The organism is Dorea longicatena (assembly GCF_024168045.1).
Classification (GTDB): Bacteria; Bacillota; Clostridia; order Lachnospirales; family Lachnospiraceae; genus Dorea_A.
The window spans coordinates 625,197-651,505 of record NZ_CP100126.1; the positions used below are offsets into that span (position 1 = coordinate 625,197).

Genomic DNA, 26,309 nt, shown 5'->3' on the forward strand with positions numbered 1-26,309 from the left:
ATGAATTCAAATTTTGAATATTACAAAATATTTTATTATGTAGCAAAATATGAAAATCTTACCAAGGCAGCAACGGTACTGAAGACCAGCCAGCCGGCAGTCACGCGTACCATACACAAACTGGAAAATGAACTTGGCTGCCGCTTATTTACGAGGAGTAAGACCGGAATGCAGCTAACTCCGGAAGGCCGGACATTTTATGGATATGTAGCGGCAGGATGTGCCCAGTTTTTCAAAGGAGAGAATGATCTGAGCAATCTGATCTCGCTGGAGAACGGAACAATCTATATCAGCGCTACGGAGACGGCACTTCACTGTTATCTTTTTCAGGCAATGGAAGAATTCAACAGCCTGTATCCGAATGTGAGGTTTAAGATTCTGAATAACAGTACGACAGAGTCGGTGAATGCAGTAAAAGAAGGAAAAGTAGACCTTGCATTTGTATCGGCTAACCTTCAGGTGGCAAAGCCGCTTCGGATGAAGATATTGAGAAAATACAGGGATATACTGATCGCCGGAATGCGATTTGAAGAATTGAAAGCGGGGAAAGAGGAGTTATCGCTTAAGGAACTGGTGTCGTATCCATGGATCAGTCTGACTGCAGAGACGATTACCAGACGTTTTCTAAATGAATATTTTGAAAAGAACAGTCTGACATTTACACCGGATATGGAGCTTGCGACGACGGATATGATACTTCCGGCAGTAAGACATAATCTGGGACTGGGATTCATCCCGGCGGAATTTGCGGATGCGGAACTTAAGTCCGGACAGGTATTTGAAATCAAGGTAAAAGAAAAACTGCCGGAACGTAATATCATATTGATTTACGATATGGAATATCCGCAGAGTATCGCAGCAAAGGAGTTCCAGAAATTCCTGAAAGAGAAGGGCAATTAATCTGCCAATCATGAGAAATGAGAAATATAATAAAAACCCGGAAGCTTACACAAATTCGGATGATCATAACGATCTGACAAAGATAAAAGGTATCGAATTGGAGTAAAATATGGTAAGCTTTCGGGCTTTTTATTAAAACAAACTAATTAGTAGGAATTTTTATTTATGCCACTCCCAGTTACGGATCTCTTCAAGATCCTGTCCGTATTCGGCAATGTACTGTTTGTGCTCAACCAGCTTGTCGTTCATCTTCTGGATCAGGAATGATCCCTTGTTGCCAAGCTGTGGCAAGTGCATGATAGCATCTTTTACCAGGTTGAAACGGTCGATCTGGTTCTGTACACGCATATCGAATGGTGTAGTGATCGTTCCTTCTTCCTGATATCCATGAACGGAAATATTGTGGTTGTTACGTTCGTATGTAAGTTCATGGATCAGTGTCGGATATCCGTGGAATGCGAAGATGATCGGTTTATCTTTTGTAAAGATTGCATCATATTCTGCATCACTTAATCCGTGTGGATGTTTGTGATCTGATTCCATCTTGAACAGGTCAACAACGTTAACAACACGAATCTTGAGTTCTGGCATTTCATCACGAAGAATTGTAACAGCAGCCATTGTTTCAAGAGTTGGTGTGTCACCGCAGCAAGCCATAACAACATCTGGTTCTTCACCACAGTCGTTACTTGCCCAATCCCAGATACCGATACCCTGTGTACAGTGCTTAACAGCCTGTTCCATAGATAACCACTGGCAGCTTGGGTGTTTTGAAGCTACGATAGCGTTGACATAGTTCTTGCTCTTGATACAGTGATCGAAGCAAGAGAGTAAGCAGTTAGCATCCGGTGGGAGATACATGCGGACAACATCTGCTTTTTTATTAGCGATGTGATCCAGGAATCCTGGGTCCTGATGTGTAAATCCGTTGTGATCCTGCTGCCATACATTTGATGTCAGGATGAAGTTAAGAGAAGCAATTGGCTGTCTCCATGAAAGCTGGTTACATACTTTTAACCATTTTGCATGCTGAGCTGCCATAGAGTCAACGATACGGATGAATGCTTCGTAACTTGCGAAGAATCCGTGACGTCCTGTTAACAGATAACCTTCCAGCCATCCTTCACACATATGCTCACTTAACATACCATCCATGATACGTCCGTTTCTTGCAAGACAATCGTCTGTGTCAAGAAGTCCGGCATTCCAGTCACGGTTCTGTGTTTCAAATACTTTGTATAAACGGTTAGACATACTTTCGTCAGGTCCGAAGATACGGAAGTTCTTGTTCTCTTCGTTTAATTCGAAGATGTCACGGATATATCCGCCAAGTTCGATCATATCCTGAGCCTTTGTCTTACCTGGTTCAACTTCGATTCCATAAGAACGGAAATCAGGAAGTCTTAAGTCTTTTAATAATAATCCACCATTTGCATGTGGGTTAGCTCCGAGACGGGCATCTCCCTTAGGTGCAAGTTCCGCAAGTTCTGGGATCAGGTGTCCGTTTTCATCGAAGAGTTCTTCCGGATGATAGCTTTCCAGCCACTCTTTTAAGAGTTCCAGATGTTCTGGACTTTCCATTGTAAGTGGTACCTGATGTGCACGGAAAGATCCTTCAATCTGCTGTCCATCTACAACCTTTGGTCCAGTCCATCCCTTTGGTGTACGCAGAACGATCATTGGCCATACCGGACGCTCTGGATCGTTGTTCTCACGTGCATTTTTCTGGATTGCTTTGATCTCTTCGATAACAGTATCCATTGTTTCTGCCATCTTCTTGTGCATTGTCATCGGATCATCGCCTTCTACGAAGTAAGGTTTCCATCCACATCCTTTGAAGAAGTTCTCAACTTCCTCGTGGGAAATACGAGAGAAGATAGTAGGGTTACTGATCTTATATCCATTTAAATGAAGAATTGGAAGTACAGCACCGTCTGTAACTGGGTTCAGGAACTTGTTAGACTGCCATGAAGTAGCTAACGGTCCGGTCTCAGCTTCACCGTCACCGACAACAACTGTTGCGATCAGATCCGGGTTGTCGAATACAGCACCGAATGCATGAGCGATAGAGTATCCAAGCTCTCCACCTTCGTTGATAGATCCTGGTGTCTCTGGTGCACAGTGACTCGGAACTCCACATGGGAATGAGAACTGCTTGAACATCTTCTTCATACCTTCTTCATCCTGGCTGATGTTCGGATATACTTCGCTGTAAGAACCTTCCAGATATGTATTGGCAATTAAGAAGTTTCCGCCATGTCCAGGACCTGATAATAAGATCATATCCAGATCATAACGTTTGATCTCACGGTTGCAGTGTACATAGATAAAGTTCTGTCCTGGGACAGTTCCCCAGTGCCCAACGATTTTCTTCTTGATCTGATCCATTGTAAGTGGTTCTTTTAATAATGGATTGTCAAGAAGGTATAACTGACCGGCTGACAGATAGTTGGCAGCACGCCAGTAGGCATTCATCTTTTCAAGCATTTCCTGGGATAACGGCTGTTTCTCAAGACATGTTTTTGTGTCTTCCATATTCATACCTCTTTCTTAAAAATAATTTTTTGTGTTATTTTTTTAACCATTTGTAGAATAACACAATGAAAAGTATGCGTAAAATAGCAATTATGCATTGCAAATATAAGTTTTTGGTATGGATGGAGGAAAAGACTGGGCTGGCAGATTGACCCGGTAGGAGTGCGTTATGCGCTGGTTACATTATATGAACATTATGAAGTACCATTATTTATAGTAGAAAATGGTTTAGGAGCAGTTGATATCTTGAAAAAAGATCATACTTGTGATGATGGTTACCGTATTGCATACCTGAAAGAATATTGCTATTTATAAGATTAAATACAACTTAGGTTGCTGTTTTGTAAAAATAATACAAGTGAGTACAAAATAAAAGTTGTATTGTACTATAAAGAAAGTATGAAAGAAATGAAGAAAAATGCACAAAAAATTCATTCTTTGTTCATAATTATTGAAACCAAGACTGTCAAAACGCACAAAAAACGGTTTTGACAGATGAAAACACCATGAAAAGCGCTATGAGACAGTACAACTTTGTTGAAAAAAATGGTTGTATTTTATTGCAAAACGATACCAGTTAAGTATATAATCTAATCATCAAATAAATACAGAAAACGGAGGAAACATTATGAAGAGAGTTCTCAAAAAAGTAACAGCAGCTCTTTTGGCAGCAACAATGGTAGTTGGACTTGCTGCATGCGGAAACGGTGGAAGTTCTGATGACAAGAGCAGCAAGAGCAGTAAATCAGGAAAGGTTAAAATCGGAGTTTCTATCTGGTCTTCAACAGACGTTCTTGGATCACAGTGTAAGAAGATGCTGGATGCAGCAGCTAAAGCACTGGATGTAGAAGTACAGTATGTTGACCAGGGACATGTATCTGAGAAAGTTACAGCTTCTGTAGAGCAGTTAGCAGCAGCAGGATGCCAGGGAATCATCATCTGTAACTCATCTGATACAGAGATGACATCAGCAATCAAGACATGTAATGATAATAAAGTATATCTTGCACAGTTCTTCCGTGTAATCAGCAAAAAAGACAGTGCAGATATCTACAAAGCAGCAAAAGATTCCGCTTACTACATCGGAGCAGTTCATGAAGATGAACCTGAAAACGGTGCAGAACTTGTTAAGATTCTTCTTGACAAAGGTGATCGTAACATCGGTCTGATCGGCTGGGAGCAGGGAGATGCTACTTGGCTTGGAAGATGGGAAGGTTACAAAGCCGGAGTTGAAAAATGGAACAAAGAAAACCCAGACGACAAAGCAAAAATTTCTGAGCCACAGTACGCTGGTACAACTTCAGAAGGTGGATCAAAAGCCGCTGAAGCTTTAATGGCAGCAGATCCTAAGCTTGATGCATTGATCCCAGCTGGTGGTGGTGGAGATCCACTTCAGGGAGCAATCGCAGCAGTTGAACGTGCAGGAAAGACTCAGGACATCGATATCGTTTCTACAGACTTCCTTCCAGACCTTGGAGAAAGACTTCAGAACGGATCAATGGCCGGTGAATCCGGTGGACACTTCTGTGACCCACTGATCGCATTCATGATGGTTTACAATGCAGTCAAAGGTAACTACAAAGACTTCGCTGGTAAATTCGAAGATGTTCCATTCCCATACTTGTATGTATCATCAGCAGAAGACTATGCAGCATACGAGAAATATTTCGTAGATCAGCTTCCATACACAGACGATGAATTAGTAGCTATGTCTAAAGAAAGTATGAAAGAGCTGAAAGCTACTGCAGCAAGCGTATCTATCGCTGATGCAGAGAGCCGTGCCGCTAAATAAGACGGACACAAGATAACAGAAAATAATTTGGGGAGGGTGACGTCGCAAAAAAGGCGATGCCACCTTCTCTTTTAAAAAGATAATAAGAAGAGGTAGATAATATGGGCACTACTAAAAAACTCTCAGGAAAGACAATGGGGTATGTAATCCTGATCGGTCTTGTGATTGTTTCCTGGGTAATCTTTAAAATATTGACACCACATAACTTCGGCTCATTTTCCAATATGCTCAATTACTTTCAGGCCAGTCTGATTGCCACTGTAGGTGCGGTTGGTTTCTATTTCGTAATGGTAATGGGAATGTTCGATTTCTCTATTGGTGCAAACATCATGCTTTCCGCAATCGTTGGTTGCGTATTGGCAACAAAATTTAATTTAGGATATTTCGGACTGATCGTCGGAGGTATTCTTACAGGTACAATCGTTGGTTTATTAAACGGAATTTTCTATGTGAAATTAAGAATTCCATCTATGATCGTTACAACAGGTCTGGCACTTATCTATGAGTCGCTGGCAAACTACATGGCAGGTGGTGTAGAACAGACACTTCCGGCACACTTAAGAGCATTCGGACGTATGCCATGGGATATCATCCTTGCATTGGTAGCATGCGTTGTTGCTTACATATTCTTAAACTACACTAAAATCGGAACTTATACTTATGCGATCGGAAGTGACGAGTTCGTTGCTAAGAACATGGGTATTAATGTTAATAAATACAAGGTACTTGCATTCATCTTAAGTGGTGCGTTCCTTGGAGTAATGGCAATTCTGACAATCAGTTATGGTTCTTCAATGGTAGCGGTTACCGGTATGGCATCTATGAGCCGAAACTTCGTACCGACAATGGGATGCTTCTTCGGTCTGGCATTTAAGAAATATGGTATGCCGCTGCAGGCTATTATCATCGGTGAATTCGTAATCAATATTATTTTCTTCGGTTTCATCGCACTTGGTGCTCCTACAGCGATCCAGGACGTTATTACAGGATTTGCACTGCTGATTATCGTTACTCTGACAACAAAGGTTACAAAAGGCGAGATTGTCAAGTAATAGAAGGAGGAAGACAGCAATGAGTGAAGTGAGATTACAGGTAAAACATGTTTCTAAAAACTTCGGTATCACGAAGGCGTTGAAAGATGTGTCATTTAATATCAATAAAGGTGAGGTTCACGCACTGATCGGTGAAAATGGATCCGGTAAATCAACAATGACAAATATGTTGACAGGAATCTATACACTGGAAAGTGGACAGTTCATTCTGGATGGAAAAGAAGTTCATCCGAAGAACCAGGTAGAAGCAAATGAAGAAGGTATTTCTATCATCGTACAGGAACTTGGAACTCTTTCCGGACTGACGGTAGCAGAGAATATCTTCCTTGGACATGAAGATCAGTTCGTTCATCTGGGGATCAAGAATACCGCAGCAATGAACAAAAAAGCAAATGAGCTTTTACAATCCTATGGATTTGATAAGATCAAAGCAGGAGATATGATTGATGATTATAATTTCGAAGACCGTAAACTGGTTGAGATCGTAAAAGCTACATATTTTAATCCTAAGATCGTCGTTGTCGATGAGACGACAACTGCTCTTTCGCAGGAAGGACGTGAAGAACTGTACAAACAGATGAATCGTGTCCGTGACAATGGAAATACGGTTATCTTTATTTCCCATGACCTTCCGGAAATTCTTGACAAATCCGATACAATCACAATCCTCCGGGATGGTGTATATATCGATACGGTTAAAAGTGCAGATGTGAACGAAGATGATCTGAAGAAGCTGATGGTTGGACGTGAGGTAACAGGTGATTACTATCGTTCAGACTATGGTGAAAAAGTATCAGATGAAGTTGTATTATCCGTAAAGAATGTTACAGTTCCAGGACTGATCGAAGATATCAGCTTTGATTTACACAAAGGAGAGATCCTTGGATTCGGTGGTCTGTCAGAATCAGGTATGCATGAGATCGGTAAAGCAATCTTCGGTGCATCTTATGACAGAGAAGGTGAAGTTGTTCTGGCTGACGGAACACACATCAACGATATTCCTACAGCAATTAAGCACAGCGTTGCTTATACATCCAAAGACCGTGACAATGAGTCGGTTGTGCTGAATCAGAGTATCGGTGACAACATCTGCTTACCATCATTAGATGAACTTGCTAATAAAGCACATATATTAAGCGATAAGAAACGTAGAGAGTTTGCCGATAAATATGCAAAACAGATGTCTGTAAAGATGAATGATGTAAACCAGTTCGTTTCAAATCTGTCCGGTGGTAACAAACAGAAAGTTGTTCTTGCAAGATGGATCGGAAAAGATTCTGATATCGTTGTTCTGGACAGTCCTACCCGAGGAATCGATATTAAGGTAAAACAGGACATCTATCAGTTGATGAACCAGATGAGAAAGAACGGTAAATCCATCATCATGATCTCAGAAGAGTTGATGGAACTGATTGGTATGAGTGATCGTATCATTATTATGAAAGATGGAAGTATCAGTGGAGAACTTGAACGTAATCAGAACCTGGATGAAAATGGTCTGATTTCGATGATGGTATAAGGAGGCAACTATGGGAAGTCAAGTAAGTGCAAAAACAAACGATAAGGAGCAGCAGCTTAAGAAAGCGTCTAAGATGGCGATGGTTCGTGCGCTCCTGCCAATCGTAGGATTGGTTGTTATTTTCCTGCTGTTCAATGTCCTGACAGATTTCCGTATGATGGGAAATATGTCACTGGCATTTTCGCAGGTATATGTTACAATGATTGCAGCTATGGGCGTGTTCTTTATTATGACAATGGGCGGCCTGGACTTTTCTCAGGGATCTATCCTTGGAATTGCTTCAATCGTTGTATGTATTCTTTCAAAACATGGAATTGCAATTGCAATTCTTGGTGGTATTGCATCAGGTGCGATCATCGGTGCGATCAACGGATTCTTCTATGTATACCGTAAGATCAAATCATTCATTGTTACAATTTGTACCATGTTCTTATTCCGTGGATTTATCAAATATATGACAACGAATGCACCCGTTTCCGGTTCTGCAACATTGATCAATTATGACAGTACAGGATTCAAAGTGGCTTGTACAGTAGTTGTTCTGGTTATTGGATTTATCGCATTCCGTTATACAAAATTCGGAACATATTTAAAAGCGATCGGAGCCGGTGAAAAAGCAGCAATGTTCTCAGGAATCCGCACAGACAGAATGAAATTCCTCATGTATGTACTGGCAGGTGCACTGACAGGATTTGCAGCATTTATCAACGTTATCAAGGTTGGATCTGTTACATCTTCCGGTGGTAACCAGTTAGAGACACAGATTCTGATCGCTCTGGTATTAGGTGGTATGCCTATTTCCGGTGGAGCCAAGGTAAGATTTGAAAATATCGTTGTTGGATCTCTTCTTTACGTCGTACTGAACAGTGGATTGACAATGATGGGATTCTCAACACAGATGATGCAGCTGATCCAGGGAGTTGTATTCCTGATCTTCGTAGCAGTATTCGCAGACCGTGAATCACTTACAGTTATCAAATAATAAAATTATTTATTCATTACGGGCAAAGGCATTCTTTAATGTTTTTGCCCGTAATTGGTATATGGAGCATTTATGAAGAATACGAATCAGGAAGGTCTGAAATATCAAAAATTATATAACTGGGCACATACACTGATCACCAGTGGTGTGATCAGGAACATGGATAAATTCCCATCAGAGCCGAGTCTGCAGAAGAAGTTCGGGTATTCCAGGCAGACAGTAAGAACGGCTTTGCAGCAGTTGGAAGAAGAAGGGCTGATCACCCGGGTGAGGGGGAGCGGAACATATGTGTCTTATGAAGGACAGATGATAGATGATGACCGGCCGAGAGTAGGACTGCTGCTTAGCTATTATTCGGAATATCTCTTCCCGGAGGTGTATGACGGCATAGAAGCTTCCCTGAGTGAAAAGGGGTATCGTATTGATGTGGCAGTTACCAAGAACCGTCTGAACGATGAAGCGGTTTATCTGGAGAGTATGCTGAAGAATAACGTCTCGGGTCTGATCATTGAAGGTTCACGTTCTGCATTTCCGAATCCGAATCTGCGTCTGTTTGAAGAAATTAAGAAGCGGAATATACCGACAATCTTTATACACAATCATTATGAAAATATGTCTTTTGACAGTGTAGAGATGTCGGACACCAGATCGGCCTATGAACTGACAAAGACGCTGATCGAACATGGGCACAGAAAAATCGGAGGAATTCTGAAATATGATGATATGCAGGGGATTGCACGTTATAAGGGGTTGATCCAATGCATGTCGGATTATGGAATTAAATATGACGATGACTGCATCAGATGGTATTCTACCAGAGAGATGGAAGACAAGTTCGGTAAGAAAGGACTTACTCATATTTACCGTCACACCAGAGAGTGTACAGCGATGATGATCTATAATGATGAAGTGGCGAGAGTGTATTTGGAATTTCTGGATGAGAGAGGGATACACGTTCCGGAAGATCTGTCGGTAGTATCTTTTGATGATGCGGAGCTGATGGATAATACAGATGTTAAAGTACTGTCCGCCATACATCCGAAAAACAAGCTGGGATATATTACAGGGAATCATCTGTTGCGTATGATGGATGATGAAGACTGGCAGACAAAAAATTATGCATACCGTTTTCCGGTGAGAATAAATGATGGTAATTCCGTGAGAAAATTGTAGAAGTTAATCTTGACAGGAAATGGGAAAAAGAGTATTATACAAATATAGTATGTTACTTGTTAGTAAACGATGAACGAGGCATTAACTATGTGTAAATTATTAAATGTATTTATGCAGAGTTAGTGCCTTTTTTGTGTTAATAAGTTGATAAAAAGGAAAGACTATGCATAGATACACGTACAAAGAAAAGGAGAAAAATATGAAAGACAAAATCTTTGGCGTATTGCAAAGAGTAGGGCGCAGCTTCATGCTCCCGATCGCAATCCTCCCGGTAGCAGGATTGCTTCTCGGTCTTGGCAGCTCATTTACCAATGCCACAACCATTGCAACTTATGGACTGCAGGGAATCCTGGGAGAGGGAACAATCCTTCATTCGCTGCTGATTATTATGAACAAGGTTGGAAGTGCGATCTTCGATAACCTTCCACTGATTTTTGCCGTTGGTGTAGCCATCGGAATGGCAAAGAAGGAAAAAGAAGTTGCAGCATTATCAGCATTGATCGCATACTTTGTTATGCATATTTCCATTAACAGTATGCTGGAAATCAGCGGGAAGATCGCAGCTGACGGAACCATTTCCAAGAATGTCCTTGAAGGAACGATCGCTTCTGTGTGTGGAATCAATACACTGCAGATGGGTGTGTTCGGCGGTATTATTGTAGGACTTGGAGTTGCGGCGCTTCATAACCGTTTCCACAAGATTGTACTGCCAAATGCATTATCATTCTTTGGCGGTTCAAGATTCGTACCGATCATTTCAACAATTACTTATATGTTCGTCGGAATCGCAATGTATTTCGTATGGCCGGTTGTGCAGAACGGTATCTATGCACTGGGCGGTCTGGTAACAGGAACCGGATATTTCGGAACACTGATCTTCGGTATTGTAAAACGTGCGCTGATCCCGTTCGGACTGCATCATGTGTTCTACCTTCCGTTCTGGCAGACCGCTGTCGGCGGAACGATGGAAGTTGGCGGAAAACTGATCCAGGGTGGTCAGAATATCTTCTTCGCACAGCTTGCCGATTCTGCCAATATTACACATTTCAGCGCGGATGCGACAAGATATTTCTCCGGTGAGTTCATCTTCATGATCTTCGGACTTCCGGGAGCGGCACTTGCTATGTACCGTACGGCAAAACCAGAAAAGAAAAAAGCGGCAGGCGGACTGCTTCTTTCCGCAGCACTGACATGTATGTTAACAGGTATCACAGAGCCTCTGGAGTTCTCGTTCCTGTTTGTGGCACCGGTTCTGTTCGCAGTACAGGTTGTACTTGCAGGTAGTGCATACATGATTGCACATATCCTGAATATTGCAGTAGGACTGACATTCTCCGGCGGATTCTTAGATCTTCTGTTATTCGGTATCCTTCAGGGAAATGCGAAGACAAGCTGGATCAGAATCATTCCGGTAGGAATTATCTATTTCTTCCTGTATTACTTTATCTTCTCATTCCTGATCAAGAAGTTAGATCTTAAGACACCGGGTCGTGAAGATGATGATGCAGAGACAAAACTTTATACAAAAGCAGATGTCAATGCCAAAAAAGCAGGAAATACAGAAGCAGGTACAGAAGGAACTTCCGAAGATTCGCTTAGTGCGGAAATTACAAGAGGACTTGGAGGCTCTGCGAATATCGAAGACGTAGACTGCTGTGCGACAAGACTTCGTTGTACGGTAAGCAATGCAGATCTGGTAAATGACGGAATTTTGAAAGCAACAGGTGCATCCGGCGTGGTCCATCGCGGACAGGGTGTACAGATCATTTACGGACCGGGTGTGACGGTTATTAAGGCGAACCTGGAAGACTATCTGGAACATGCGCCAAAAGAGCTGTATGAGCCTCAGAAAGACGCAGAAAGTACTGGTCAGAACATATCAGAAGATGATAAAATAGAAACCAAAGCAGAAGAAAAGAAAATTGTAGATACAATCGTGATCTCAAGTCCGATCACAGGAGTTGCGGCAGACCTTTCCACAACGCCGGACGAAGCATTTGCCGGACGTATGATGGGTGACGGTGCTGTTGTAACACCGGAAGATGCGATCGTAAGAGCACCGGAAGATGGAGAAGTATGCTTCGTATTCGATACCAAGCATGCGATCGGATTCATGACAGAGTCCGGAGTGAGCCTTCTGATCCATGTCGGTATTGATACCGTAAAACTGGACGGAAAAGGATTCGAATGCTTCGTTGAGAACGGACAGACGGTGAAGAAGGGTGATCCGATGCTGAAGTTGGATCTGGATTACCTGAAAGCAAATGCACCATCGGTAGCATCACCGGTTCTCTGTACAGAGCTTGAAGATAACCAGAAGATCCGCCTTCTGAATGAGGGAGAGATCAAGGCAGGAGATGAGCTTTTCGCAATTGATATCTACGAAGCGTAAAAGAATGTAATGTGGAGATACAAGTGGGGATATGATGTACAGGATAGAGAAAGTTTTAAATCATAATACCGTAATAGCCATCCATCAGGACGATCATAAAGAAGTCCTGATCATGGGAAAGGGAGTAGGATTCGGCAGAAAAGTTGCAGAAAGAATCAAAGTAAGGCCAGAAGACCGTTTATATTCTCTCCAAAAATATAAAGAGCGGGGCGGGGCAAAAGAAATCGTAAAGTCTATCGCACCGGAATTTCTGGAACTGACGAATGCTGTGCTCAACGAGGCTGAAAAGGTATTTGGGAAGATTGACCGTATGGTACTATTCCCACTTGCAGACCATATTGCATTTGCAGTAAAACGTATTCAGAATCATGAGCAGATCAGTAATCCGCTCACAGAAGACATCCGTGTGTTATTTCATATGGAATTCAAGGTGGCGGAAAGTATCCGGCCTCTTTTGAAAAAGCAGTTTCAGATCGATATAGAAGACGACGAGATCGGATATGTGGCACTTCATATCCATTCGGCAATAGAAGATGAGAAAGTATCACAGGCAATGCAGATGGCAAGATCTGTCAGGGAATGCATCAGTATGGTAGAAGAAGCGATCGGAAAACCGATCGATATTGCATCATTATCTTACAACCGTCTGATGAATCATATCCGTTATATGGTGGCAAGAGCCTTGAGCGGTGAGAAGCTGAAGGTGAATATGAACGACTATATGGAAGTGAAATTCCCGGAATCTTTTGGGATGGCACAAGTCATCTGCGACCGGGTAGGTACGAGTCTGGGAGTAAAGCTGGAAGAAGTAGAGACAGGATATCTGGCAATGCATATTGAAAGAGTTGCCAATGACGAACGTGAAATAGAAGAATAGTACACTTCGGAAAAAAGGCGGAAAATACACAAAAATAATTTTTTTTGAAAAAAATAAAAAAAAATTCAAAAAAACACTTGCAAAAGATATTGCGTTATGATATTATAAATCTCGGTCACGCAAGAGGAATAAAAACACGAAACAGTGACTGAGATATGGCTCCATGGTCAAGCGGTTAAGACATCGCCCTTTCACGGCGGTAACACGGGTTCGATTCCCGTTGGAGTCATTACCTAAGTAATTAGGTAAAATGCCGATGTGGCTCAATTGGCAGAGCAGCTGATTTGTAATCAGCAGGTTATCGGTTCGAGTCCGATCATCGGCTTAGTCCTTACGGGACTTAAAGATTTTGGACCTTTAGCTCAGTTGGTTAGAGCAATCGGCTCATAACCGATCGGTCCTGGGTTCGAGTCCCCGAAGGTCCATGAAATGGCCCAGTGGCTCAGTTGGTTAGAGCGCCGCCCTGTCACGGCGGAGGTCGAGAGTTCGAGTCTCTTCTGGGTCGCTTGCTTGTCACTTTTAGTGAGCAGGCGATAAACAATTAAATATGGGATCATAGCTCAGCTGGGAGAGCATCTGCCTTACAAGCAGAGGGTCATAGGTTCGAGCCCTATTGGTCCCATTTCGTGATAGTAAGTTATCACGATTTGCAAGTAGTGTAATCACGAAATGTGACGCGATGCTTCGCATCGATGCACACAACTCCTTCGGAGTTGGCGCGATTCATCTTGTATGCCGCAGTGGCGGAACTGGCAGACGCACAGGACTTAAAATCCTGCGGGACTAACCTCTCGTACCGGTTCGATTCCGGTCTGCGGCATTAGGTTGAGGTGCCTCAAACCCTTATAATTATAGGGTTTGAGGCACTTTTTGTTTTACATAAAAAGTTGTACAAAGTTGTACAGGCAGTATTTACAGGGCTTAGGCCAGTATTCGGGCCATTTCTGTTGAGTCTCGTTCGGTAGTACGTTGTCCGATGTAGTGCTGGGTCATCGCAAGATTCGAATGTCCCAAGAGTGGCTGGATGTCAATTGCTTTTACACCAGCATCAAAAAGCATCGAGGCGTTGGTAAAGCGGATTTTATGGCTGGAAAGATATGTAATCCCCAGTTCACCGCAATATTTCTTTAAACGCCGGTTAAACGTATCTGTAGTAAGCGGCCGTCCCTCGTGCATGAATACAAGCTTTCCATTTGGATTAAGCTCTTTCATTTTTCTCAGAATATTAATTCCAGCTTCTGGAAGTTCTTCGGTACGTATACTGTAAAAGGGATTGCCTTTTGGATCCTTTAAGACACGATGAGGATGACTGAAAGTCATATCCTCTTGTAACGTACGTTCTTCTACCAATTGCTGCTTGATTGTGATAATATTTTCGTTCTCCGTATCCCAAGTTAATCCTTTGATTTCTCCGACTCGAAAAATTCCATAAAACGCGAATTGAATTGCAAGTGTGTAGGCATCTTGCTCTAAAGTCTTTAGATAAGACAGTAGCATAGCACGTTCTTCTACTGTGTAAGCTTTTTTTGAAGCATTTGGCAATTTGAACTTTAATGTGTTGCAAGGAAGATCGGTAATAGGACTAAATGTAATAATTTCATTTAGCACAGCATGACGAAAGATGCCATTTAGTACAGACTTACGGTTGTTAAAGTCCTTTCTGGTAATCTTTCCGTTTCCGGTCCAAATTTGAAATAATTTCATTACATGTACTGGTTTGATCTCTGCAATTTGCATTCTTGCTAATTCTGTATCTGCAATGAATCGGTTCCAAATTCCGATGTCCTCTTCAATCGTTTTCTGAGATACGATTTGGGTTTCTGCACGATGCTGCACCCACTGCTTGTAGATATCTTCTAATGTGTTATTGAAGTAGTAATCATAAAGGCATGTCTTCTTTCATAAGTGATTTGATCTTAGAGAACAAAGGAACGTTCGAAAATAAGCGCTCTTGTGACATGAATGCCTATGGTGTGTATGGAAAAACAGTGCAAAGGACTTTATTTGAAGGCGATGAAAAAAAGAGATACATTCATATTTATCATAGTATTTCAAAAGATGCTGATGAACGGGAGCATTTTGAAAACGCACTGAGAGAGCGGACAGCTTTGCTGATGTCACATCAGAATGAAACAGTAGAGTTCGGTTCAGCTTACGAAAAATACTTTTATCTTCACTACGATAAAGATGGCGTGTTTTTATATCCGGAAGAAAAAACAACTGTGACAGAACGGGAAATATCATTATGCGGATACTTTGTTATTATTACATCCGAAAGGATGACCGCAAAGGAAGCACTGCATCTTTATAAGAGCCGTGATGTATCTGAGAAATTTTTTGCCTCTGATAAATCATTCCTTGGAAACAAGAGCATGCGTTCACATACAAACGAAGGAGTTGAGGGAAGGATTTTTACACAATTCATCGCACTGATAATCCGAAACAAAATTTATACTGCATTACAGGAAGAGAACGAAAAACTTGAGAAGAAACAGAATTATATGACAGTTCCGGCAGCAGTCGGGGAACTTGAGAAGATTGAAATGACACGCCAGACGGATAATGTATACCGGCTGGACCATGCTGTAACAGCAAAGCAGAAAAAAATCTTAAAGGCTTTTGGGATGAATGAAGGAAACATTACTTATCGAGCCGGAGAGATCAGTAATACACTTAAGAAATCAAACATTCAGAAAGAAAGGCGGTAAATATGGCACGTGAAATAAACGCAGAACTACTGGACACTAAAATTGAAAAAGCACAGCAGGATCTGGTGAAAGCAAAGCATCGGTATGATGCTGCGGCAGCAACATTAAAAGATTTATTGGATAAGAGGGATGCACTTCGCCAGAAAAAGTTATTGGATGCTATAGCACAGAGTGGACGGAGCTATGAAGAAATCATGCAGTACCTGCACAGTAAATCTGAAGAGGCGTGATCAAATGTTAACGGAATACTATTTTGCAGTCAGGTATGGAGATATCATTATTCTTCTCTATCATGAAGATATGATGTCTGTATGGGAATTATTATTTAAGAACAGCCAGAAGGAAAAGGCATTGAAAAGATTTTTAGAATACTGCTACATGATAGATGTAAAAGTAGCATTCGAAGGTTTGAAAGGAGAAAAAACCAAAGGGTTAAAGGCAACTCTTAAATTTGCGAAAGAACATGATATGTGTATGACTGAAGCACAGATTCAAGGTGCCAATAACATGTAAATTTCCAGCCCGAGATGCTTTTAGGGCTATTCCAGGCTGGAAATTAAGGTATATGAAGATTCATGTGTAATACCTCCTCACCCCTTATTATATCATACAATAACAGAAAATAACATATATAAAAAATTGACATAAAAAAAGCAGGTTTTATAAGGCCTGCAAGTACTTTTTACATTATTCAACTGTCAAACTCCCGTGTTACGGGAAGATATGGTTCTGATCCTAGTGGGATCTAATAAAGCGTTAGAAGCATTATAAGAAAAGTTTTTATGGAAAAATATTATGTATATGAGGCGGTTCAGTAAAAAGACCGCCTCATTTTTTATAACACTATCTTTTGATAAAAGCAATATTTGCAGTAAATGTAGCTCGAATATATTAGCTAGATTTGTGAATTTTAAAACTCGAATTTATGATATATACAAATGGTAAAAAAAGAAATAAAATAAGCGTATAATGCTATTTTTGAGCGTTCTCTCTGTTTCGCAGAAATGATTTTCTATTTATAATTGATATACATACAGAGAGGAGAAAGCAGATGATTTCGACAAATGAAGGGTATACAAGATTAGAATATTTTTCAGAGGATGTTGCCGCAGACAAAAATAGAAAAGAGTTTGATATAAAAAATCATACATTGTGTTATACAAATCAGAGACCGGACTTCTTGTTTATTGGAGACTCTATCACAGAATATTGGGAATTAAATGCATACTTTAGGAACTCTGATCAATTGATTATAAATAGAGGAATTGCAGGGGATACGACAAAATATTTAAAAAAAAGATTTTATGTTGATGCGGTTCAACTTAAACCAAAATATTGTATTTTAGGAATTGGGATTAACGATTCGATAGAATTGGAAGGTGATTATTGGAAAAAACTCGAACCGGTACCCTACAGTGAAAAATTGAAAATAGTTAAAAGTAATATAATTGAAATTATACAACAAGCTAAAAAGGAAAAAATAATGTTAATTTTAACGTCGTTGTTACCAATCAATATTCCTATATTACGATATGAAAGAGACAGAAAAATGTATATAAAAGAACTAAATGAATGGCTCATGGAAATGGCAAAGATGAATAATTTAATTTTTGTAAATTATTATGCTACAATGACATTTCCAGGTACAGATAAATTACTTGATGGAATTACATACGATGGTTTACATCCAAATGCTAAAGGATATCAAATTATGGCAACTGTATTAAAAAATACTTTGAAAAAAAATGGAATTAGAATCTGAAAGGAGAAGAAACATGATATTTGATTCAATAAGTAATAAGGAAAATTATAAGGAAGAAAAAGAAATCTATCAGACATTAAATTTTTTGGAAAAGTTAAAAAAATGGGATGATGTAGAATCGAATGCGATTATACAGAAGGATTGGATTTCGGCGAATCCAGTTTCATTTTTGTCCAAAGATGAAAGCGAATGCATGTATGAAGCACATCGAAAACATATTGATGTACATTATATCATGGAAGGAATTGAAAAAATTGCGACAGCAGATGTAAAGAATCTTCAAGAAAAAGTTCCGTTTGATAAGGATAAAGATATTGGATTTTATGAAGGGTGCGAATCAGGTAGTTATCTTTTAAAAACAGGAGATTTTATGGTTTGTTTTCCGAGTGACGCACATAAAGTAGGTATGATGAATACTGTTCCAGGAATGGTAAAAAAAGTCGTAGTCAAAATTAGAGTGGAAGAATAATGGTATGAAGAACAGCTGTAAGTAAGAAAAGAACTTATGGCTGTTTTTGCTTATAGGAGAAATGAGTGAAATGTCAGTTATTGATAATATACGATTAACATTTTTATATATTGAATTTTATTCAATGGGAAAAACCTGGGTATATCCAGAATCTTATATTCCTTATAATATATTTCGATATATTGTAAAAGGAAAGGCTGAATTTTGTATTGACGGGGAAGAAATTATTGTAAAGGAAAACCAGATAGTATATATTCCACAAGGATGTAGAATGTCATGCAGAGCATTAAGTGAATCATTTGAGTTTTATAGTCTTCGTTTTACAACTTCTGTATTTTATGAAGGTGAAGATGTTTTGAAAGAGTATTATGGAATACCAAGAATTATTGAAAATGAAGGTGAGGATTATTATTTTAAAGAGATTTGCAAATGGGTGAAAAAAGATTCCTGGGTAAAAAAATGTTTTGTGAGAGGATATCTGGATCTTTTAATTGGTACTCTGTCAATGCGAGTAAATAAATTTGATAAAAATACAGGAAAGGTTACGGAAAAAAATGAAAACCCAGTGCTTAAAATTGCAAAAAGGAAAGAGCAGATTGACTCAAGAGTGCAATTGGTAGCAGACTATGTTGTGCTTCATCCAAGAGAAAAATATACACCTCAAAAGATGGCAGAAATGGTTGAATTAAGCAAACAAAGATTCAGCAGTTTGTTTAAGGCTAATATGGGGAAAAGTCCGATGGAATATGTGAGAGAAATTCGACTTACTACAGCAGCGAGAGCATTACTTGTGAGCAATAAAAATATTAACGATATTGCATATGAATGCGGATATGAAGATGCAAATTATTTTATTAGAGAATTTAAATCGGCCTTTGGATTTACGCCAAATCAATATAGAAAGATAGCGAGAGAATAAAAATGAGCGTTAAATGCTATTATTAAGCGTGCACTTAGTAGATATGCATAAAAATAAAGGATAAAATGGAACCATAGTAAACAAATTGATGTGGCCGCATTGAATAAGAGAAACAAGTCAATAGAAAAATAAATAGAAGAGGAAGAGCTTATGAAAAAGAAATTAGCTATTTTACTTGTTGGAACGATGATAGCATCTTCAATATTAGCAGGGTGTGGTTCCAAAAAAAGTGAACCGACAAAGAAAGAAACATCAGGAGAACTAAAGGGTGATATTACCTTTTGGCATTCATTTACTCAAGGACCTAGAATGGAAGTGATTCAGCAAACAGCAGATCAGTTTATGAAAGATAACCCGGGAGTAAAAATTAAAATTGAGACTTTCTCATGGGGCGATTTTTATACAAAATGGACGACAGGATTAGCATCAGGAAATGTACCAGACATGAGTACGGCACTTCCAGGCCATGTAGTTGAAATGATGGATGCAGATGCGTTGGAACCAGTTGATGATTTGATTGATGACATTGGAAGAAACAAGTTTTCAAAAACAGCATTATCAGAAGGAAAAAAAGATGGAACTTGTTATTCATTACCATTGTATTCTCATGCGCAGGTTATGTGGTATAGAAAAGATTTACTGCAAAAAGCTGGACTTTCTGTACCAAAAACTTGGGATGAATTTGCTGAAGCAGCAAAGACACTTACAAAAGATGGTGTTTATGGTTGTTCTTTCCCGTGTGGTTCAAATGACCTTATGGCAACTAGATTTTTAAACTTTTATGTAAGAAGCGGTGGCGGAAGTCTTTTAACAGATGATCTTAAAGCAAATCTAACTAGTGATCTGGCAATAGATGGAATCAATTACTGGTTAGATATTTATAAAAACTGTTCGCCAAAAGATTCGGTAAATTATGCAGTATTGGATCAGGCAAATTTGTTCTATCAGGGAAAAACTGCTTTTGATTTTAACTCAGGTTTCCAAATTAGCGGTGTAGAAACAAACTCACCTGATTTGGTTGATCAGATAGATTGTGCGCCACTTCCGAAGATTAATGCAGATGATCCAGATTATGGAGCTGAAACATCAAATATTCCAATGGTTGTTTGGAAAAACTCAAAACATCCTGAAATCTGTAAGGCATTCATGAAAAAATTATATGAAAAAGATACATATATAAAATTCCTTGACGCAACGCCAGTAGGAATGCTTCCTTCTATTAGTGGAATTTCTGACACACCGGAATATAAGGAAAATGAGACTGTACAGAAATTTTCAAATGCTGTAGATGTTATTTCAGATGCAATGGATAAAGGAACTGCAATCGGATATGAACATGGACCAAGTGTTCAGGCGGGACTTTTAACTTCGCAGGGAATCATTGAAAGCATGTTCCAAGACATTATTACAAATGGTACAGATGTGAAAAAAGCTGCTAAAAAAGCAGAAAATCAACTAAATGATTTATTTAGTACGGTACAGTAAATGAAAGAGTAAAGCCGTTCAATTTGAACGGCTTTCTGAAATAAAGAAAGGTGTATATGATGAAAAGAAGAGCAAAGGTAGATTATGCCCGTTGGGTATTCGTACTTCCAGCGCTATTAGTTGTGGGAATCCTTTTAATTTACCCAATCTTTTCAAGTTTATATTATAGTATGACAACAAAACATTTGATTCGTTTAACATATGATTTTATAGGACTTGAAAATTATAAAGCAGTGTTGGCAGATCCGAACTTTTTTAAAGCATTTTTAAATTCAGTTTTGTGGACACTAGGTTCATTGGCAGGACAATTGATTATAGGTTTTACAGGTGCTCTTGCAATCAATAGAGTAAATTTCGGAAAAGGCATTTACAGAACATTAATGATTATTCCATGGGCGTTCCCATCCATTGTTATTGCATTATCTTGGAAGTGGATTTTAAATGGGGTATCTGGATTTATTCCTAACATATTGGTTCAATTAGGCATTTGTAATGAATTGCCACAATTTTTGAGTGATAATAGCTTTGTGTTTTTGACATTAATTTTTATAAATATATGGTTTGGGGCACCGATGATTATGGTAAATGTATTATCAGCACTCCAAACAATTCCGCAGGATCAATATGAAGCAGCCCAGATCGATGGTGCATCAAAAGTTCAGCAGTTTTGGTATATTACAGTACCACATATTAAAGTTGTAGTTGGTTTATTAGTAGTTCTTCGTACAATTTGGGTATTTAATAACTTCGATATTATCTATCTGCTTACTGGTGGTGGACCAGCAAATGCGACGACGACTATGCCAATTTATGCTTATAACATGGGATGGAATACAAAACTGTTAGGTCGTTCATCTGCAGTTACGATGCTATTACTTGCATTCTTGTTATTAGTATGTGTTATTTACTTTACGATTATAGGAAAATGGGAAAAGGAGGATAAGTGATGACGAATAAAAAAGAAAAAGTCGGGAATGCGTTTTGTCATATTTATCTGATTGTTTTGTCTTTGATAGCTGTTTTTCCATTGGTATGGGTACTTTTGTGCTCGGTAAAATCATCTGGAGAGTTAACATCGAATCCGACAAGATTTTTCCCGAAACATTTTACATTAGAGAATTTTACACATGTAATTCAGGATTTAGGGTTTGCTAAAAACATAGGAAATAGTTTAATTATTGCAATTATAACAACAGGTATTGCGATTGTCATTTCATCTATGGCGGCATATGGAATAGTAAGATTTTTTCCAAAACTTGGATCGATTATGTCGAAAGTTTTAGTAGCGACATATATGTTTCCACCGATTTTGCTTGCGATTCCATACTCTATGGTCATGGCAAAGCTTGGCTTGGTAAACACAAGAATAGGACTTATTATTGTGTATCTATCATTTAGTGTACCATATGCTGTTTGGATGTTAGTCGGATTTTTTAAAACGGTTCCATTGGGAATTGAAGAAGCAGCAAAAGTAGACGGTGCAAATAAATTTCAAACATTTATACAGATTGTATTACCATTGGTAATGCCAGGTATTGTTGCAACAGCAATTTATACATTTATCAATGCATGGAATGAATTCCTGTATTCGTTAATTCTTATTAATAGTACAGATAAAATGACAGTTTCTGTAGCGCTCAAGTCTTTACAGGGGGCAGAAATTTTAAATTGGGGAGATATGATGGCGGCATCAGCTCTCGTTGTTGTACCATCCGTAATCTTCTTTATGTTTATTCAAAATAAGATTGCAGGTGGAATGACAGAAGGTGCAGTAAAATAAAAATTGGAGGATTATAAAAATGAAAACAGTAGGATATGCAATTGTAGGAACAGGATATTTTGGAGCAGAACTTGGAAGAATCATGAAGGAACAAGAAGGAGCTAAAATCGTCGCAGTATTAGATCCAGAAAACGGACAGACAATTGCGGATGAATTGGGGTGCGACGTAGAAACAGACTTGGATACATTATATAGTAGAGATGATGTAGATGCGGTCATTGTTGCAACACCAAATTATTTACATAAAGAACCGGTTGTTAAAGCAGCAGAGCATGGGGTAAATGTATTTTGTGAGAAACCGATTGCTCTTTCATACCAGGATTGTGATGACATGGTAAGAGCTTGTCAGGAACATGGAGTGATTTTTATGGCAGGACATGTTATGAACTTTTTCCATGGCGTAAGACATGCGAAGAAATTGATTAACGATGGTGTTATCGGAAAAGTACTTTATTGTCATTCAGCACGAAATGGATGGGAAGAACAGCAGCCAACTATTTCGTGGAAAAAGATTAGAGAAAAATCAGGAGGTCATCTGTACCATCATATTCATGAACTGGACTGTGTACAGTTTTTGATGGGAGGAATGCCAGAAGAGGTTACAATGACAGGTGGAAATGTTGCACATCAGGGAGAAGCATTCGGTGACGAAGATGATATGTTATTTGTAAACATGCAGTTCTCTGATAATCGTTATGCGGTATTAGAATGGGGATCAGCATTCCACTGGCCTGAACATTATGTACTGATTCAGGGAACTAAAGGAGCTATTAAAATTGATATGTGTGATTGTGGCGGAACATTAAAAATCGATGGTAAGGATGAACATTTCTTAGTACATGAATCACAGGAAGAAGATGATGACCGTACACGAATCTACCACAGTACTGAGATGGATGGTGCTATCATGTATGGAAAACCAGGTAAGAAACCACCAATGTGGCTTCATAGTATCATGAAAAACGAGATGAAATATTTGAACGGAATTCTTCATGGAAAAGAAGTAGACGAAGAGTTTAGACCGCTTCTTACAGGTGAAGCTGCAAGAGCTGCAATTGCAACTGCAGATGCATGTACGAGATCTAGATTTGAAGATAGGAAAGTGAAACTGAGCGAAATTATTGGATAGGAGTATATATGAAAAAAAGTAAAATATTAATTTCAGCAGTGACAATGTTTTCTCTGTGCATAACACCTATGAGTGTTTATGCACAGGTAGATCCAAATAGTAATATTGAAAATACAATTAGTCAAACAAAAAGCGCAGAAAATTTGCCAACACCGGTACTTCAAGAAAAAGAAATCGAAGTTTCCAATGGAACAGGCTATAGTTTAAACAATATGAATTAGTTCAATTAACAGGGCAAACAACATATGCAGATAATATCTTTTATGCGGGAGATGCAACAAAATCAAATTATTTTAGAATTCCATCACTATTAACATTAGATTCCGGTACAGTAATTGCGGCAGCAGATGCAAGGTATGGTGGGACGCATGATTCAAAAAGCAAAATCAATACAGCATTTGCAAAAAGTACAGATGGTGGAAATACATGGGGTGAACCAACATTACCTATGAAATTTGATGATTATGTAGCAAAAAATATTGATTGGCCAAGAGACTCTGTAGGCAAGAATGTACAGATTCAGGGAAGTGCATCTTATATAGATCCTGTACTTTTGGAAGACAAATCAACACATCGTGTTTTTCTTTTTGCAGATTTAATGCCAGCCGGCATTGGAAGTTCTAATGCATCTGTTGGTTCTGGATTTAAAGAAATCAATGGCAAAAAATATTTGAAATTACATTGGAAAGACGATTCGTCTAGTGATTACAATTATTCAATTAGAGAAAATGGTATTATTTATGATGATACAACAAATGCATCAACAGAATATAGTGTAGATGGTGAATACAACTTGTATAAGAATGGCGAAGCACTAACCTGTAAACAATATGATTATAATTTTGAAGGAACAAGTTTATTAGAAACACCGACAGATACAGATGTAAATATGAATGTCTTTTACAAGGACTCTATGTTTAAAGTATTTCCAACAAATTATCTGGCAATGAAGTACTCAGATGATGAAGGCGATAACTGGTCCGATTTAAATATAGTGAGTACATTTAAACCAGAAGAATCAAAGTTTTTGGTACTGGGACCTGGAATTGGAAAGCAAATTACAACAGGAGAGAATGCAGGAAGATTGATTGTGCCATTATATTCAAAATCATCGGCAGAATTGGGCTTTATGTATAGTGATGATCATGGAAATAGCTGGAATTATGTCGAGGCAGACCACAATACTGGAGGAGCAACCGCAGAAGCACAGATAGTAGAAATGCCAGATGGATCATTAAAAACATATTTAAGAACAGGGTCTGGATATATTGCTGAAGTAACAAGTATAGATGGAGGAGAAACATGGAGTGATAGAGTACCGCTTACAGAAATTGCTACCACTTCTTATGGAACACAGTTATCTGTTATCAATTATTCACAACCAATAGATGGAAAACCAGCTATTATATTATCGGCACCGAATGCGACAAACGGACGAAAAAACGGAAAAATATGGATCGGATTAATTAATGAAACAGGGCAATCTGGAGTAAATAAATATTCTGTAGAATGGAAATATTGTTATTCTGTAGATACACCGCAAATGGGTTATTCCTATTCATGCTTAACAGAACTTCCGGATGGTAAGGTTGGACTTTTATATGAGAAATATGATTCATGGTCAAGAAATGAACTACATTTGAAAAATATATTAAAATATGAAAAATTCACGATTGACGAATTGAAGGTTCAGCCATAAAAGGAATAATGTACTTTGAATAAATAAAATATGCGGTTGACAAAAATAAAAGGTGAACCGCATATTTTCATTATAAGAATTGCTTAAATGAAATTAAATATTAGAACGTAATATTATAAATAGTATTTGTAAAAGGAGTAAAAAATATGAGAAATCTTGAAAAGTATAAAGGTGTGATTCCAGCGTTTTATGCATGTTATGACAATGAGGGAAATGTAAGTCCAGAAGGAGTACAGTCACTGACAAAATATTTCGTAGAAAAAGGTGTAAAAGGTGTATATGTTAACGGATCTTCGGGAGAATGTATCTACCAGAGCGTAGAAGATCGTAAGATCATCCTTGAGAACGTTATGAAAGCAGCAGAAGGAAAACTTACAGTTATTGCACACGTTGCATGCAATAACACAAAAGACAGCCAGGAACTTGCAAGACATGCAGAGAGCCTTGGAGTTGATGCTATTGCAGCAATTCCACCGATCTATTTCCACCTGCCAGAGTATGCAATCGCTCAGTACTGGAATGACATTAGTGCGGCAGCACCAAACACAGACTTTGTAATCTATAATATTCCGCAGCTTGCAGGAGTTGCTCTTACACAGGGACTTTTTGCAGAGATGAGAAAGAATCCAAACGTAATCGGTGTTAAGAACTCTTCTATGCCAGTACAGGATATCCAGATGTTCAAACAGGCAGCAGGTCCTGACTATATCATTTTCAATGGACCGGATGAGCAGTTCATGAGCGGACGTGTCATCGGAGCTGAAGGAGCAATCGGTGGTACATACGGAGTTATGCCAGAGTTATATCTGAAGTTAGATGAGTATGTAAGGGCTGGAAAGATGGAAGAAGCAAGAGAAATCCAGTATGCATGTGATGAAATCATCTATAAAATGTGTTCTGCACATGGAAATATGTATGCAGTGATTAAAGCAATTTTAAAAATTAATGAGGGTCTTGAACTTGGTGGAGTAAAGGAACCTTTACCTGGGTTAATTGACGAAGATTCCGATATTGTAAAAAAAGCTGCACAAATGATTTGTGATGCTAAGAAGAAATATTTGTAAGTATAAGAAAATAAATTTTTGAATTCTTGGCGAATAATCAAAAGGGTAAACCGAGCAACGGCTTACCCTTTT

At 38.9% G+C, this 26,309-nt stretch carries 22 protein-coding genes, 6 tRNA genes and 2 pseudogenes; 28 read left to right on the forward strand and 2 right to left on the reverse strand.

Annotated features, from left to right (window positions below; genetic code table 11):
- Positions 1-900, forward strand: coding sequence for a LysR family transcriptional regulator (locus NKF87_RS03045; RefSeq protein WP_055282248.1), 900 nt, complete (start codon positions 1-3; stop codon positions 898-900).
- A 159-nt stretch (positions 901-1,059) separates the two neighbouring features.
- On the opposite strand, the gene NKF87_RS03050 is transcribed toward NKF87_RS03045, so the two are convergent.
- Positions 1,060-3,435, reverse strand: a complete 2,376-nt coding sequence (locus tag NKF87_RS03050) for a phosphoketolase (protein WP_022415816.1) — start codon at positions 3,433-3,435, stop codon at positions 1,060-1,062.
- Between the two features lie 138 nt (positions 3,436-3,573).
- Here NKF87_RS03050 and NKF87_RS03055 point away from each other — a divergent pair.
- The 14 genes and pseudogenes from NKF87_RS03055 to NKF87_RS03120 all read left to right on the forward strand — a co-directional run.
- A pseudogene (locus NKF87_RS03055) lies at positions 3,574-3,738 on the forward strand (family 1 glycosylhydrolase); the annotation flags it as partial.
- Between the two features lie 325 nt (positions 3,739-4,063).
- Positions 4,064-5,227, forward strand: coding sequence for a sugar ABC transporter substrate-binding protein (locus NKF87_RS03060; protein WP_055282250.1), 1,164 nt, complete (start codon positions 4,064-4,066; stop codon positions 5,225-5,227).
- A gap of 101 nt (positions 5,228-5,328) precedes the next feature.
- On the forward strand, positions 5,329-6,279 hold the full coding sequence (locus NKF87_RS03065) for an ABC transporter permease (protein ID WP_022415810.1): 951 nt from the start codon (positions 5,329-5,331) through the stop codon (positions 6,277-6,279).
- Between the two features lie 19 nt (positions 6,280-6,298).
- On the forward strand, positions 6,299-7,798 hold the full coding sequence (locus NKF87_RS03070; protein WP_055282252.1) for a sugar ABC transporter ATP-binding protein: 1,500 nt from the start codon (positions 6,299-6,301) through the stop codon (positions 7,796-7,798).
- 10 nt (positions 7,799-7,808) lie between these two features.
- Positions 7,809-8,780, forward strand: coding sequence for an ABC transporter permease (locus NKF87_RS03075; RefSeq protein ID WP_081021001.1), 972 nt, complete (start codon positions 7,809-7,811; stop codon positions 8,778-8,780).
- A 72-nt stretch (positions 8,781-8,852) separates the two neighbouring features.
- Positions 8,853-9,953 carry a GntR family transcriptional regulator gene (locus tag NKF87_RS03080; RefSeq protein WP_055282254.1) on the forward strand — a complete coding sequence of 367 codons (1,101 nt, stop codon included), beginning with the start codon at positions 8,853-8,855 and terminating at the stop codon, positions 9,951-9,953.
- Positions 9,954-10,152: 199 nt separating this feature from the next.
- Positions 10,153-12,345, forward strand: coding sequence for a PTS transporter subunit IIABC (locus NKF87_RS03085; protein ID WP_055195266.1), 2,193 nt, complete (start codon positions 10,153-10,155; stop codon positions 12,343-12,345).
- A 34-nt stretch (positions 12,346-12,379) separates the two neighbouring features.
- Positions 12,380-13,222 (forward strand): PRD domain-containing protein, encoded by an 843-nt coding sequence (locus NKF87_RS03090; protein ID WP_253584306.1) that lies wholly within the window; start codon positions 12,380-12,382, stop codon positions 13,220-13,222.
- Positions 13,223-13,379: 157 nt separating this feature from the next.
- Positions 13,380-13,451, forward strand: a tRNA-Glu gene (locus NKF87_RS03095).
- A 23-nt stretch (positions 13,452-13,474) separates the two neighbouring features.
- Positions 13,475-13,547 (forward strand) — tRNA-Thr (locus tag NKF87_RS03100).
- A gap of 26 nt (positions 13,548-13,573) precedes the next feature.
- Positions 13,574-13,647, forward strand: a tRNA-Ile gene (locus NKF87_RS03105).
- 6 nt (positions 13,648-13,653) lie between these two features.
- Positions 13,654-13,727, forward strand: a tRNA-Asp gene (locus NKF87_RS03110).
- A gap of 44 nt (positions 13,728-13,771) precedes the next feature.
- A tRNA-Val gene (locus NKF87_RS03115) sits at positions 13,772-13,844 on the forward strand.
- A gap of 112 nt (positions 13,845-13,956) precedes the next feature.
- Positions 13,957-14,042, forward strand: a tRNA-Leu gene (locus tag NKF87_RS03120).
- A gap of 101 nt (positions 14,043-14,143) precedes the next feature.
- Here NKF87_RS03120 and NKF87_RS03125 read toward each other — a convergent pair.
- The gene (locus NKF87_RS03125; RefSeq protein WP_161143370.1) at positions 14,144-15,058 is read right to left on the reverse strand and encodes a tyrosine-type recombinase/integrase; all 915 of its coding nucleotides are present in this window, start codon (positions 15,056-15,058) and stop codon (positions 14,144-14,146) included.
- Positions 15,059-15,105: 47 nt separating this feature from the next.
- Here NKF87_RS03125 and NKF87_RS03130 point away from each other — a divergent pair.
- From NKF87_RS03130 to NKF87_RS03190, 13 genes and pseudogenes are all read left to right on the forward strand, one after another.
- A pseudogene (locus NKF87_RS03130) lies at positions 15,106-15,930 on the forward strand (IS1634 family transposase); the annotation flags it as partial.
- Positions 15,931-15,932: 2 nt separating this feature from the next.
- The gene (locus NKF87_RS03135; protein WP_055195256.1) at positions 15,933-16,160 is read left to right on the forward strand and encodes a hypothetical protein; all 228 of its coding nucleotides are present in this window, start codon (positions 15,933-15,935) and stop codon (positions 16,158-16,160) included.
- A 4-nt stretch (positions 16,161-16,164) separates the two neighbouring features.
- Positions 16,165-16,443, forward strand: coding sequence for a hypothetical protein (locus NKF87_RS03140; protein WP_022381278.1), 279 nt, complete (start codon positions 16,165-16,167; stop codon positions 16,441-16,443).
- Between the two features lie 538 nt (positions 16,444-16,981).
- Entirely contained in the window at positions 16,982-17,692 is a 711-nt protein-coding gene (locus NKF87_RS03145) for a GDSL-type esterase/lipase family protein (protein WP_055195253.1), read from the forward strand.
- A gap of 13 nt (positions 17,693-17,705) precedes the next feature.
- Positions 17,706-18,161 carry a YhcH/YjgK/YiaL family protein gene (locus tag NKF87_RS03150; protein ID WP_028087683.1) on the forward strand — a complete coding sequence of 152 codons (456 nt, stop codon included), beginning with the start codon at positions 17,706-17,708 and terminating at the stop codon, positions 18,159-18,161.
- Between the two features lie 70 nt (positions 18,162-18,231).
- On the forward strand, positions 18,232-19,080 hold the full coding sequence (locus tag NKF87_RS03155; RefSeq protein WP_055195252.1) for an AraC family transcriptional regulator: 849 nt from the start codon (positions 18,232-18,234) through the stop codon (positions 19,078-19,080).
- A gap of 150 nt (positions 19,081-19,230) precedes the next feature.
- Complete coding sequence (locus tag NKF87_RS03160) at positions 19,231-20,565, forward strand: ABC transporter substrate-binding protein (RefSeq protein WP_028087685.1); 1,335 nt, start codon at positions 19,231-19,233, stop codon at positions 20,563-20,565.
- Between the two features lie 59 nt (positions 20,566-20,624).
- Positions 20,625-21,512 carry a carbohydrate ABC transporter permease gene (locus NKF87_RS03165; protein WP_028087686.1) on the forward strand — a complete coding sequence of 296 codons (888 nt, stop codon included), beginning with the start codon at positions 20,625-20,627 and terminating at the stop codon, positions 21,510-21,512.
- Positions 21,512-22,345: a carbohydrate ABC transporter permease gene (locus NKF87_RS03170; RefSeq protein ID WP_028087687.1), complete on the forward strand. Its 834-nt coding sequence runs from the start codon at positions 21,512-21,514 to the stop codon at positions 22,343-22,345. The genes NKF87_RS03165 and NKF87_RS03170 overlap by 1 nt, the downstream gene beginning before the upstream one ends.
- Before the next feature lie 19 nt (positions 22,346-22,364).
- The gene (locus NKF87_RS03175; RefSeq protein ID WP_028087688.1) at positions 22,365-23,474 is read left to right on the forward strand and encodes a Gfo/Idh/MocA family protein; all 1,110 of its coding nucleotides are present in this window, start codon (positions 22,365-22,367) and stop codon (positions 23,472-23,474) included.
- Positions 23,475-23,482: 8 nt separating this feature from the next.
- Complete coding sequence (locus tag NKF87_RS03180; protein ID WP_253583945.1) at positions 23,483-23,695, forward strand: hypothetical protein; 213 nt, start codon at positions 23,483-23,485, stop codon at positions 23,693-23,695.
- A 227-nt stretch (positions 23,696-23,922) separates the two neighbouring features.
- Complete coding sequence (locus NKF87_RS03185; RefSeq protein ID WP_330642799.1) at positions 23,923-25,173, forward strand: sialidase family protein; 1,251 nt, start codon at positions 23,923-23,925, stop codon at positions 25,171-25,173.
- Positions 25,174-25,319: 146 nt separating this feature from the next.
- Positions 25,320-26,237: a dihydrodipicolinate synthase family protein gene (locus tag NKF87_RS03190; protein WP_028087690.1), complete on the forward strand. Its 918-nt coding sequence runs from the start codon at positions 25,320-25,322 to the stop codon at positions 26,235-26,237.
- Positions 26,238-26,309 lie beyond the last annotated feature (72 nt).